Below are 11,010 nucleotides of genomic sequence, written 5' to 3' on the forward strand. Positions count from 1 at the left end.
ACTGACACTCGGGGCCCGTCCGCCCCGTCCGTCCCGGGCGGAACCGTGCGGGTCTGGTCCGTTTGTCGTAGTTCGGTGGCGGCCCGGTGATCGTCAACCCCATGATCGCCGTACGCGGCTCTCCTGAAAGTGCGTCGGAAACGCACCGCCGCCAGTGCCTCGCCGCAACGTATGCCGCTCCGCGCCCGTTTGACGGCAGGAGCAGGGCCCATGACCCGAGGAGAACGCGCATGTACGTCCGATCCGCCGCCGCAGCCACCGCCGCCTTCCTGGGGCTCACCCTGACCGTGTGCGGTGCGGGCTCCGCCTCGGCCGCACCCGGTCCGGACTGGCTGTCCAACCCGATCGTGTACGCCCACCGGGGGGCTTCGGCCTACGCCCCGGAGAACACCCTGGAGGCGATCGACCTCGCCATGGAGATGGGCTTCGACTGGGTGGAGAACGACGTCCAGCGCACCAAGGACGGCGAACTCGTGGTCGTCCACGACGACACGCTGGCCCGGACGACCGATGTCGAGCAGGTGTTCCCCGATCGCAAGCCCTGGCGGGTGAAGGACTTCACCGCGGCGGAGATCGCCCGGCTGGACGCGGGCAGCTGGTTCGGTCAGGAGTTCGCGGGCGCCCGCGTACCGACCCTGCGGCAGTACATGAACCGCGTCCAGCGCAACCAGCAGCGGCTGCTCCTGGAGATCAAGAAGCCGGAGCTCTACCCGGGGATCGAACGGCAGACCCTGGACGTGCTGGGCGAGACCGGCTGGCTCGAGGAGAACCGCGTGGCCCGCCGCCTGGTGGTCCAGAGCTTCAGCGCCGCCTCGGTCCGCACCGTGCACGAACTGCGCCCCGACCTGTTCACGGCCTTCCTGGGCACCCCGCCCCTGGCCGACCTGCCGCGGTACGCCGAGTTCACCGACCGGATCAACCCCTGGTACACCACGATCGACAGCGACTGGGTCGCCGCGGTGCACAAGCTGCCCGGCGCCCACGGGAAGGCGCTGGAAGTGGACACCTGGATCGTGGACGACGCCGCGACCGCGCTGAAGGTCCAGGACATGGGCGTGGACGGGATCATCACCGACAAGCCCGACGTCGTACGGGAAGCGGTCGGCGGCTACTGACGGGCGCGGCGCTGTCGGTGGCGGGCCGTACCGTGAAGGGGTGGACACTCCTGAGCCCCGCGGGCCGCACCTCGAATGGACCGTCTTCGACGGCGGCGACACCGGCATCGGGCCGCTGCTCCTCGCCGCGACCCCCGAGGGCCTGGTCAAGGTCGAGTTCCATGCCGGACCGGACCGCGCCGCGAAGATGATCGGCGCGCTGGTCTCCCGGCTCGGCGCCGACGCCCGGCGCCCGCCGCCGGGCGAGGAGGTCCTGCTGGCCGAGCCGATACGCCAGCTGAAGGCCTACTTCGCCGGTACGCTGCGCCGCTTCGACCTGCCGCTGGACTGGCGGCTCAGCTCCGGCTTCAACCGGCAGGTCCTGCTGGAGCTGGACCGCACCGTGCCCTACGGGGCGGTCGTGGGGTACGGCGAGCTGGCAGCCCGGGCCGGCGCCCCGGGCGCGGCCCAGGCCGTCGGCAACGCCATGGGCTCGAATCCGCTGCCCCTGGTGGTGGCCTGCCACCGGGTCGTGGAGAACGACGGGGGCATCGGCGGATTCGGCGGCGGCGTGGAGACCAAGCGCCGCCTCCTCGCCTTGGAGGGCGTCCTCCCCGAGCCGCTGTTCTAGGGGGGCGGTCCGGCCGTGCTTCCCGTGCCTCCGGTGCTTCCCGTGCTGCGGGAAACCCTGTTCCGCCCGCCCCGCGCGGAGTGCGAAACTGCGGCGGTGACCACTCCATGCGCCGCGCCCGCAGCCCCTCCGCATCCGTGTCGGAGGTGGACCGCGTGAGCGCCGCGCCCGGCACCGACCGGCCCGCCGTCACGTTCACCGCCGCCGACCTGCCGCGGCTGCGGCGCCGCACCTCCGCGGTACTGATCGCCGGCCAGGTCCTGGGCGGGATCGGCGTGCCCATCAGCATCGCCCTGGCCCCGGTCCTGGCCACCGAGGTCAGCGGCACGGAGTCGCTCTCCGGCTTCGCCTCGACCGCCTCCGTGATCGGCACCGCGGCCGTCTCCCTGCCGCTCGCCGCGCTGATGACCGCGCGCGGCCGCCGGCCCGGACTGGTCCTGGCCTACGTGATCGGCGCGGCCGGGGCCGCCCTCGTCGTCCTCGCCGCCTCGATCAAGAGCTTCCCGCTGCTGATGCTCGGCATGGCCGCCTTCGGAGCCGCTTCCTCGGCCAACCTCCAGGCCCGCTTCGCCGCCGCCGACCTCGCCGAACCCGACCACCGGGCACGGGCGATCTCCGTGGTCGTCTGGGCCTCCACCATCGGCGCCGTGCTCGGCCCGAACCTCTCCGCCCCGGCCAGCCGCAGCTTCGCCGGCACTTCCATACCCCCGACGGCGGGGCCCTTCATCTGGGCCGGCGCCGTCTTCCTGCTCACCGCCGCGCTGATCGGCGTACTCCTGCGCCCCGACCCGCTGCTGACGGCCCGCGCGCTCGCTCCCTCCGAGGACCAGACCCGCGCCGGGCGTTCGCTGCGTGCCGGGTTCGCGGCCGTCAAGGCCTCGCCCCGGGCCCGGCTCGCGCTGCTCACCATCGCGGTGTCCCACACCGCCATGGTCTCGATCATGGTGATGACCCCGGTCGACCTGGGGCACCACGGAGCCGGGCTCCAGCTCATCGGGCTGGTCATCAGCGGGCACATCGCCGGCATGTTCGGCTTCTCGCCCGTGATGGGCTGGCTCGCGGACCGGATCGGCCGGCTGTCCGTGATCGGGCTCGCCGCGGGCCTGCTGTCCGTCGCCGCACTGCTCGCCGGCACGGCCGACGGGAACCACGCCCAGAGCGCCGCCGGACTCTTCCTGCTCGGCCTGGGCTGGTCCGCCGGCATGGTGTCCGGCTCGGCGCTGCTGACCGACTCGGTGCCGCAGCCCGCGCGGGCCGCCGTTCAGGGGCTGGGCGACCTCACCATGAACACGGCAGCCGGGGTCGGCGGCGCCGCCGCCGGGCTCGTCATGTCCCAGGCGGGCTACGGCTGGCTCAACGCGGCCGCCGCGGCCCTCCTGCTCCCGATGGCGGCGCTCGCGCTGTTCACCTCGCGCCGCCGTCCCGTGAAAGCCGCCGATACCGGTCAGTAGCTGATGTGGTAGGCCTTGCGAAGCGTCTCGTGGACGGTCCAGGTGGTCTTGTCACCCTCCCGGAGGACGCAAGCGGAGCCGGGGCCGACCTCAAGGGTCCCGCCGCCCTCCACCTCGATGGTGGCCCGGCCGCTGACCACGACGAACAGCTCGTTCGCCTCGGTGTCGGTGACCACGCCCGGGGTGATCTGCCAGATGCCGCGCACCTGCGAGCCGTCCGGCGCCTCCCACAGCACCTTGCCGGTCACGACCGGGTTCCCCGAGACGATCTGCGCGGGGTCGAGTTCGTCCGGCTCCAGCTCGGAGTCGGGGACGTCCGGGAGGGACACGGCGAAGGAGGCGGGGGCTTCCGCGGGGGCATCTCGGTGATCATTCGTGCTCATGCTCCTGAGCCTAACCGGAGCCCCCCGCGCGCCGGGGTGACCAGAGCGTCCAGCGCGCACCCGCCCCACCGGTCACCCTGTCGCCTTTTTCAACGCGCCGCTCGCACCGCTGCGCGGGCTTCGCGCCGCTGCGCCGGACTCCGTCCAGCGGTGGCCGGGCGGAGCTGCCGCCACGGCCGTCCCGGCGCGGGGGCCGGTGGGCGGGTGCGGCCTGGGTTGGCCCTGCGGGGCTGGGGGTCCCCTACCCGCCCTTCCACCATTCCCCGGGCGCAGCCCCGGGGTCCGACGGGTCAGGGCGGAGCCCTGGGAACGGTGGAAGGGCGGGTAGGGGACCTCGCCCCGCGCAGCGGCACACCCGCGGACGTCCGTGCCGACGCTGCCACCCCCGGGCACGGTACCCGGGAAGGGCGGGTTCCCGCCGGTGCGGCGTCCGGGCGTTTGGGGCGCCGGATCGCGTGCCAGGGATGGGGACATGTCACAGCACACAGCATCCGCACCCGCAGCATCCCCCTCGGCCGGAGCACCGCTCACGGCCGCGATCCCGGTCCTGTCGGAGGAGGTGCGCGAGGCCCTCGACCGCGGTCGGCCCGTCGTGGCGCTGGAGTCCACGATCCTCGCCCACGGCCTGCCCCGCCCCCGCAATCTGGCGGTGGGTCTGGAACTGGAGGAGCTGGTCCGGGCGGAGGGGGCCGTTCCGGCGACCGTCGCGGTCGTCGACGGAGTGGCGTACGCCGGACTGGACAAGACCAAGCTGGAGCGGATCGCGGGCGGCGAGGGCGTGCGCAAGCTCGGCCACCGGGATCTGGCCCCCGCCCTCGCCACGGGGGCGACGGGCGCGACCACGGTCTCGGCCACGGCCTTCCTCGCCGCGCGGGCGGGGCTGCGGGTCTTCGCCACCGGCGGGCTGGGCGGCGTACACCGGGACTGGACCCGGTCGCAGGACGAGTCGGCCGACCTCGCGCTACTGGCGCGGACCCGGATCACCGTGGTGTGCGCGGGGGTGAAGTCGATCCTGGACGTGCCCGCGACGCTCCAGCGGCTGGAGACGCTCGGGGTGACGGTCCTCGGGTACGGGACGGATCGTTTCCCCGGGTTCTACCTGGCCGATTCCGGGGAGCCGGTGGACTGGACGGTCCACCGGCCCGAGGAGGTGGCGGCCGTGATGGCCGCCCAGGACCTGCTCGGCGGCGCGGAGTCGGCGCTCCTCGTGGCCAACCCGGTGGACCGGGAACTGCAGCTCGATCCGGAACTGCACGACCGGGTCCTGGCCGAGGCGCTGTCGGAGTGCCGGGAGCGGGGCATCACGGGACAGGCGGTGACACCGTTCCTGTTGGGGTTCCTGGTGCGCGCGACGGGCGGCGCCTCCCTAGAAGCCAATCTCGCGGCGGTACGCGGCAACGTCCGCCTCGGGGCCCGGATCGCGCGGGCCCGGGCGGCGCGGCCGTGACCGTCGCGGCGGCCGCTCCCGCCGGGCCGGGGGCGCTGCTGGTCGTCGGGGACGTGGTGACGGACGTCGTGGCGGTGCATGCGGAGCCACTGGCTCCGGGCACCGACACCGCGGCCCGGATCCGGACCCTGCCGGGCGGCGCCGGGGCCAACGCGGCCTGCTGGGCCGCCCACGCGGGCGCTCCGGAGGTACGTCTCCTCGCGCGGGTCGGCGCGGACTCGGCCCCGTGGCACGAGCGGGCGCTGCTCGACGCGGGGGTACGGCCGAGCCTGGTGATCGATCCCGCCGAGCCGACCGGAACGGTGGTCGCGCTGGTCGGCGCGGACGCGGAGCGGACCTTCCTGACCGACAGCGGGGCCTCGCTGCGGCTCTCCCCCGGCGACTGGGAGCCCGCGCTCCTGGACGGGGTCGCCCATCTCCACCTGTCGGGCTACCTGTTCTTCGCCGACGCGAGCCGCGAACTGGCCCTGGTGGCGCTACGGGACGCCCGTGCCCGGAACGTACCGGTGAGCGTGGATCCGGCGTCGGCGGGGTTCCTGGCCGCGCTGGGTCCGGAGCGCTTCCTGGCCGCCGCGGCGGGGGCCGGCGTACTGCTGCCGAACGAGGACGAGGCGCTGCTGCTGGCGGGGGCGCACGGGCGCCCTTCCGGGGCGGCCGCCGTCGCGCGGGCGGCGGCGGAGCTGAGCCGGCGGGTGCCGTTGGTGGTGGTCACCCGGGGCGGGGCCGGAGCGCTCGTCGCCGAGGACGGCCGGGTCACGGCCGAGGTCGCGGCGGAGAGCGCCGAGGCGGTGGATTCCACGGGCGCCGGGGACGCCTTCACGGGCGCCTTCCTCGCCGCCCGGCTGGCGGGAGCGGGCTCGGCGTGGGCCGCGGGGGCCGGCTGCCGGGCGGCCGCGCTGGCGGTGACCCGGCTGGGCGGGCGGCCGTAGGGAGAACGGGGAGACCGTACGGCCGCGCCTGGGAGTGCTACGACGTGTACTGCTGGTCCATCCAGTCGATCACGCCCTCGCTGTCCAGGTGGTAGCGGAAGACGCGGCCCTGGTTCGGGTGGGCGATCAGCCAGTCGATGAGCTGCTGGAGCGTGATCGGCTGGCTCACCGGGCTGGCGACGATGGGGGTGACGGCCGTGATCTTGGCATCCTCGGCGATGTTGAGGAAGGTCTCCTTGCCCACGGTCTCGAAGGGGGCCGCGTCCATGCCGGGGGCGGCGCAGCCCCAGTTGCCGTGCTTGATGATCAGGCTGTGGACCCCGCCCTCGGGGGTGTAGCGGTAGACGGCCACCTCGTCGGGCGAGATCGGCATCTTGTGGTCGCAGGTGGAACCGGGCGCCGGGGGCTTCTTGGTACCCGCCGGGGTGGCGGACGAAGTCGCGGTCGGAGCGGGCTTCTTCGACGGGGCCGAGGACGGCGACGCCGCGGCCGACGGGGAGGCGGTGGCCGTGGCCGGCGCGCTGACGGCGGGGCTCGCGGGGCTTCCCGGCGCACCGGCCTCGTCGTCGCCGTTGCACGCCGTCAGGGCCAGCGTCCCGCACAGGGCCAGCGCGGCGAGCGCCGCCTGCGTGCGCATCCGTCTCTCGTTCCGAACCACCGTGCCGTGTCCGTGCATTGACTGCATCGCCTTCTCCCTCTGCCAAGGCGCCACCGGGGTGGCCGCCGTCGAAGCGTGCCGTCAACGTAGCGCGGGGTTCCGGCCGGAGCGATGGCCGGAACCGATCGTCACCGTGCCGGAATCCCCCTGTTGCGTTTCCCGGACCTCCGTGACCGGGCGGGAGTACGCGGAGCCACGCCCGGCGGCCCGCGGAGTCAGCCGGTGAGCTCCGCGCGCACCCCCGTCCAGGCCGGGTGGCGCGGATCGTCGGCCCGGACCAGGGCGTCGGCCCGGTCCGCCGGGCCGGTCTCGGCCTCGTAGCGCGCGAAGGCGGGGAGGGTCCAGCGGGCGGACTCCTCGGTACGCCGGGCCAGAGCGCCCGGGGAGAGGCCGATGTGGACGGTGAGGTCGAAGGGGAACCAGTGGCCCAGCAACAGCGGGCCGTGCACGATCAGCACGCCGCCGGGCGGGAGTTCGGCGTAGGGGCTGCGGGTGGCCCGGTCGGTGTCCGGGTCCCAGAGGTCGGGCAGCACCCGGCCGGTGCCGCCGGGGTCGGTCGGGCCGAACACCTCCCGCCAGAGCGCCCCGGTGTCGTACCAGCCGTCGAGGTAGGAGTCCACGTCCTCGCGGCCGAACTCGAAGCGGAGGGAGGCCGGGCGCAGGAAGCCCTCGGCCGCCACCACGAGGACCGGACGCCCGCGCGGGCGCAGCGCGTCGGCGAGTTCCGCCGCGAGCACGCCGGTGCGGGCGGCGGGCGCCCCGTCGATGCCCACCCGCCGCCAGCGGGCCTCCGGACCGGCCTCTTCCATGCCGGTGTCGGTGTTGGTGTCTGTGTCGGTGTCTGTGTCTGTGTCGAGGTGACCGGCGAGCCGCTCGGCCATCCGCTGCCATGTGATCGCTTCCAGCTGCACCAGCCCATTGTCAGTGGTGGCCCCTAACGTTTTTCGAGAGGGATCACCGGCGCACAGGGCCGGCGGCCCGGCCTTGGGGAGGGGTCTGTCATGGCTCGGGAGACGACGTATCTGGAGCTGTCCCAGGAGGACGGCGGTGCCCACAAGTTCTACGAGGTCATCGTCGACGGGACCTCCGTCTCGGTGCGGTACGGGCGCATCGGCGCGGACGGCCAGCTGCAGAGCTCCTCCTTCCCGACCATCGAGAAGGCACGGGCGGCCGCCGCCAAGAAGGTCGGGGAGAAGGTCCGCAAGGGCTACGCCCCTGCGGTGCCGGGAGTCCGCGCGGCCCGGTCGGTGACGCGCCGCCAGGTGACTTCGACCCCGTCCACCGCACGCGCGGTGGCCCCGGTGCTGTGGCGGTTCCGTACGGGGTCCTCCGCCTTCGGGATCCACGTGGACGAGGACCGCTGCTGGGTCGGCAACCAGGCCGGAGACGTCTACACGGTCAGCCACGACGGCGAGGTGCTCGCCCGCTACTCGCTGCCGGACGGGGTGAAGTGCCTGGTGGCGGACGAGTTCTGGATCTATGCGGGCTGTGACGACGGCACGGTGTACGACCTGTCCTCGAAGGTGCCGTTCGGGGCGTACGACATCGCGGCCGACGTGGACATCTTCTGGCTGGACATCCGCGAGGGCGTGCTGAACGTGGCCGACCGCAACGGCGGGCTGACGGTCATCGACCACGAGGACGAGTTCCAGTGGTCGCGCCGCTCGGCCGGTACGAACGCGTGGATGGTGCGCGCGGACGAGCGGGCGGTCTACCACGGCCACGGCAAGGGGGTCACGGCCTACGCCCCGGACGGCGGGCGGGAGTTGTGGCACACCCAGACCGACGGGGCGGTGCTGTTCGGCTGGCAGGAGGACCACGCGGTGTACGCGGGGACCGGCCGCAACACCGTGCAGCGGCTGTCGAAGGCCACGGGCGCGCTGGAGGCCTCGTACCGGTGCGACGCGGCGGTCTACTCGTGCGCGACGTCGCCGGACGGCCGGCACGTCTTCGCCGGTGACCTCGCGTCGTCCGTCTACTGCTTCGACGCCGACGGGCGGCGGCTGTGGAAGCTCGGCACCGGCAGCGGGGCCGCTCTGTCCATGCAGTATCTCGACGAGCGGCTGTACCTGGTGACCACGGACGGTTCGCTGGTGTGCGTCGACGCGAGCGAGGCCGCGATCGCGGCCGCCCGGGAGGGGTCGGTCCCGACGGCCGTGGACGTGAAGTCGGCGGCCGCCCTGCCGGTGTTCACCCCCGCCGCCTCTCCTGCCGCGGTGGCGACGGTGTCGGTGGCCTCGGTACCCGCGGGCGGTGTGGTCGTGGAGTGCGTGCAGCAGGGCCAGCGGATGCGCGTACAGGTGGTGTCGGGCGGGTTCGAGCCCTCATGGAACGTGCAGTTCCCGCGCGGGATACGGGAAGCCGGCGCCCGGTACGTGGTGGACGGCCTGCACCCGGCGGCCGGAGGCTTCTACCGCGTGCGCGGGGAGATCCGCCGACTCGTCTGACCACACCGCCCTCACCTGGCCCGCCCTCACCGCGTCCGCCCTCACCGCGTCCGCGTGGGGCACGCGCACGGCATCGCCCCCGGTGGGGCTTCGGCGGGCAGGGCGAAGGGGTCCCCCTCGGTGAGGGCCGCGGTCACGCAGAGCACGACCCGCTCGCGGCCGAGGTTGCGGCCGAGGTGGACGTGTCGGCGGCCGGCCGGCTCGACGAAGCTGGTGCCGGTGCGGTGCACCTCGACCGTACCGTCGCTCAGGATCCGGGTCAGGGTGCCGGACTTGACCACCGCTATCAGGGGGACGCGGTGGTAGTGCCAGCCGGTGCAGCCACCGGGCTCTATGGCGACCTCTCTCACCAGGAGGTCGGAGACCACCTCCGCTTTCGGACGCCGGCCCGCAGGCCTCGGGCGCCCGGCCGTCGCCTGCCGTCCAGCCATGTTTCCCTCCTCCATGGACCGGCCGCGGCCCACTCGCCTCAAGGTAGGAGGACACCATGAGGTCAGGGAAGACTCGGTGAAACCGCAAGTATCCATTCCTACAAGGTGATATACGGCCTGAAGAGCGGTATCACTCCGACATGAGCCTGGTCGTTTTCGAGTCGACGAAGCAGATCCACTGCGCGGAGTGCCGCCAGGGACCACTGCGCCTCCTCGTCCGCGAGACCGGCGTGCCCCGCTGCCTGGACTGCGCCGACCTCGGACACCTCGTCTACCTGCCGCGCGGCGACACAGCCCTCACCCGGCGGGCCCACGAGGCCAGTTCGCTGTCGGCCGTCGTGGTCCGTTTCCACCGGCGCCGCCGCCGCTACGAGCGCCTCGGGATCCTCGTCGAGGACGCCGCCCTGGACCGCGCCGAGCGTGCCTGCCTCGCGGACGCCGAGGCGCGGGCCCGGCGCCGGGAGCGCGACCGGCTGCGCCGGGCGGCCGAGGACACCCGGTTCACGGCGGCCTTCGCCGCCGAGATCCTGCGCCTGTTCCCCGGCTGCCCCGCCGACCGGGCCCGGGCCATCGCCGCGCACGCCTCGGTGCGCGGCAGTGGCCGGGTGGGCCGTAGCGCGGCCGGCCGGGCCCTCGACCCGCCCGCCGTGTACGCGGCGGTGCGGGCGGCCGTGCGGCACCTCGACACCGAGTACGACGCCCTGCTGATGGCGGGCGTACCGCGGTTCGCGGCCCGGGCCCGGCTGGCGCCCGGGATCGACGCGATCCTGGACGGCTGGCGGGCCTCCTCCGCCGCTCCCGGCCGGTCCGCGCAGGCTAGTTGAGCCGGAACCGGCGGTAGAGGAGCACTCCGCCGAGCAGCATGGCACCGCCGCCGGACAGCAGGTAGCCGACGCCCTCGGACCCGGTGTGGGCGAGCGCCGAGGGGTGGTTGCGCGGCGGGGCCGGCGGGGTGACCGGCCGCACGGCGACGGGCGGCCGGACCGTAGGCTGGACGGGCTTGCCGACGACCGGGGTCGAGCCGTTGACGGAGGTGTTGCCCACCGAGGGGTTGCCGACGCCGACGACGCTCACCGAGTTGCCGCTGATGTTGAGCGGCACCTCGACGGGGAGCTGGAGGCCGTTGCCGGACAGCAGGCCCGGAGAATCCTTTCCGCGCCCATCGGCCACCGCACCGCGGCCGGGCCCGCCGTGTCCGCCGTCGCCGTGCCCGCTCGGGCCGCCGTTCCCCGCACCGTTTCCGGCGCCGGGTTTCGAGGGGTGGGAGGGGTTCGGCCCGGGATGGCCCGGCTGCCCCGGATTCCCGCCGCCCCGGGAGGCGTTGGCGCACCGGTTCCCGGCGGCCGGATTGAGGAGGCCGACCACGTTCACGGTGTTCCCGCACACGTTCACCGGGGCGTGCACCGGCAGTTGCAGCAGATTCCCGGACAGCACCCCCGGCGAGCCCACGGCCTGCCCACCCGCCTCCGCGTCGGCGAAGGCGAAGCCACCCGCACCCGCGACCGCGAGTCCACCCCCCGCAACCACCGCCGCGATCAA

12 protein-coding genes are annotated in these 11,010 nt (G+C 74.2%); 7 read left to right on the top strand and 5 right to left on the bottom strand.

Annotated elements, in window-relative coordinates; all coding sequences use genetic code 11:
• The first annotated feature begins 230 nt into the window (after positions 1 to 230).
• From ACFYYB_RS06870 to ACFYYB_RS06880, 3 genes are all read left to right on the top strand, one after another.
• The gene (locus ACFYYB_RS06870; RefSeq protein WP_389433620.1) at positions 231 to 1,115 is read left to right on the top strand and encodes a glycerophosphodiester phosphodiesterase; all 885 of its coding nucleotides are present in this window, start codon (positions 231 to 233) and stop codon (positions 1,113 to 1,115) included.
• 40 nt (positions 1,116 to 1,155) lie between these two features.
• On the top strand, positions 1,156 to 1,725 hold the full coding sequence (locus ACFYYB_RS06875; RefSeq protein ID WP_389433622.1) for a methylated-DNA--[protein]-cysteine S-methyltransferase: 570 nt from the start codon (positions 1,156 to 1,158) through the stop codon (positions 1,723 to 1,725).
• Between the two features lie 146 nt (positions 1,726 to 1,871).
• Positions 1,872 to 3,176, top strand: coding sequence for an MFS transporter (locus ACFYYB_RS06880; protein ID WP_389434931.1), 1,305 nt, complete (start codon positions 1,872 to 1,874; stop codon positions 3,174 to 3,176).
• Here ACFYYB_RS06880 and ACFYYB_RS06885 read toward each other — a convergent pair.
• A complete protein-coding gene (locus ACFYYB_RS06885; RefSeq protein WP_389433624.1) occupies positions 3,170 to 3,559 on the bottom strand; it encodes a cupin domain-containing protein in 390 nt (129 codons plus the stop codon). The two genes, ACFYYB_RS06880 and ACFYYB_RS06885, sit on opposite strands and share 7 nt — an antisense overlap.
• A gap of 472 nt (positions 3,560 to 4,031) precedes the next feature.
• On the opposite strand from ACFYYB_RS06885, the gene ACFYYB_RS06890 reads away from it, so the two are divergent.
• Together ACFYYB_RS06890 and ACFYYB_RS06895 are read left to right on the top strand one after the other, a co-directional pair.
• Complete coding sequence (locus ACFYYB_RS06890; RefSeq protein ID WP_389433625.1) at positions 4,032 to 5,006, top strand: pseudouridine-5'-phosphate glycosidase; 975 nt, start codon at positions 4,032 to 4,034, stop codon at positions 5,004 to 5,006.
• Positions 5,003 to 5,935, top strand: coding sequence for a carbohydrate kinase family protein (locus ACFYYB_RS06895; protein ID WP_389433627.1), 933 nt, complete (start codon positions 5,003 to 5,005; stop codon positions 5,933 to 5,935). The genes ACFYYB_RS06890 and ACFYYB_RS06895 overlap by 4 nt, the downstream gene beginning before the upstream one ends.
• Before the next feature lie 37 nt (positions 5,936 to 5,972).
• On the opposite strand, the gene ACFYYB_RS06900 is transcribed toward ACFYYB_RS06895, so the two are convergent.
• Complete coding sequence (locus ACFYYB_RS06900) at positions 5,973 to 6,572, bottom strand: hypothetical protein (RefSeq protein ID WP_389433628.1); 600 nt, start codon at positions 6,570 to 6,572, stop codon at positions 5,973 to 5,975.
• Positions 6,573 to 6,808: 236 nt separating this feature from the next.
• Complete coding sequence (locus ACFYYB_RS06905; RefSeq protein ID WP_389433630.1) at positions 6,809 to 7,504, bottom strand: uridine kinase; 696 nt, start codon at positions 7,502 to 7,504, stop codon at positions 6,809 to 6,811.
• A gap of 90 nt (positions 7,505 to 7,594) precedes the next feature.
• Here ACFYYB_RS06905 and ACFYYB_RS06910 point away from each other — a divergent pair, with 90 nt between their 5' ends.
• Entirely contained in the window at positions 7,595 to 9,040 is a 1,446-nt protein-coding gene (locus ACFYYB_RS06910; protein WP_389433631.1) for a WGR domain-containing protein, read from the top strand.
• Positions 9,041 to 9,081: 41 nt separating this feature from the next.
• Here the strand turns inward: ACFYYB_RS06910 and ACFYYB_RS06915 are convergent, their stop codons facing one another.
• The gene (locus tag ACFYYB_RS06915; RefSeq protein ID WP_389433632.1) at positions 9,082 to 9,471 is read right to left on the bottom strand and encodes a cupin domain-containing protein; all 390 of its coding nucleotides are present in this window, start codon (positions 9,469 to 9,471) and stop codon (positions 9,082 to 9,084) included.
• 140 nt (positions 9,472 to 9,611) lie between these two features.
• Here ACFYYB_RS06915 and ACFYYB_RS06920 point away from each other — a divergent pair, with 140 nt between their 5' ends.
• Positions 9,612 to 10,295, top strand: coding sequence for a DUF2293 domain-containing protein (locus ACFYYB_RS06920; RefSeq protein ID WP_389433633.1), 684 nt, complete (start codon positions 9,612 to 9,614; stop codon positions 10,293 to 10,295).
• Here ACFYYB_RS06920 and ACFYYB_RS06925 read toward each other — a convergent pair.
• Positions 10,288 to 10,998 (bottom strand): chaplin, encoded by a 711-nt coding sequence (locus ACFYYB_RS06925; protein WP_389433634.1) that lies wholly within the window; start codon positions 10,996 to 10,998, stop codon positions 10,288 to 10,290. The two genes, ACFYYB_RS06920 and ACFYYB_RS06925, sit on opposite strands and share 8 nt — an antisense overlap.
• Positions 10,999 to 11,010 lie beyond the last annotated feature (12 nt).

The organism is Streptomyces sp. NPDC002886, assembly GCF_042888445.1.
Taxonomy (GTDB): Bacteria; Actinomycetota; Actinomycetes; order Streptomycetales; family Streptomycetaceae; genus Streptomyces.

Excerpts from the sequence above, each read along its gene's own strand:
- ACFYYB_RS06890 (WP_389433625.1), top strand. The coding sequence starts at position 4,032 with ATGTCACAGCACACAGCATCCGCACCCGCAGCATCCCCCTCGGCCGGA.
- ACFYYB_RS06915 (WP_389433632.1), bottom strand. The coding sequence starts at position 9,471 with ATGGCTGGACGGCAGGCGACGGCCGGGCGCCCGAGGCCTGCGGGCCGG.
- ACFYYB_RS06870 (WP_389433620.1), top strand. The coding sequence starts at position 231 with ATGTACGTCCGATCCGCCGCCGCAGCCACCGCCGCCTTCCTGGGGCTC.
- ACFYYB_RS06885 (WP_389433624.1), bottom strand. The coding sequence starts at position 3,559 with ATGAGCACGAATGATCACCGAGATGCCCCCGCGGAAGCCCCCGCCTCC.
- ACFYYB_RS06910 (WP_389433631.1), top strand. The coding sequence starts at position 7,595 with ATGGCTCGGGAGACGACGTATCTGGAGCTGTCCCAGGAGGACGGCGGT.
- ACFYYB_RS06900 (WP_389433628.1), bottom strand. The coding sequence starts at position 6,572 with ATGCGCACGCAGGCGGCGCTCGCCGCGCTGGCCCTGTGCGGGACGCTG.
- ACFYYB_RS06920 (WP_389433633.1), top strand. The coding sequence starts at position 9,612 with ATGAGCCTGGTCGTTTTCGAGTCGACGAAGCAGATCCACTGCGCGGAG.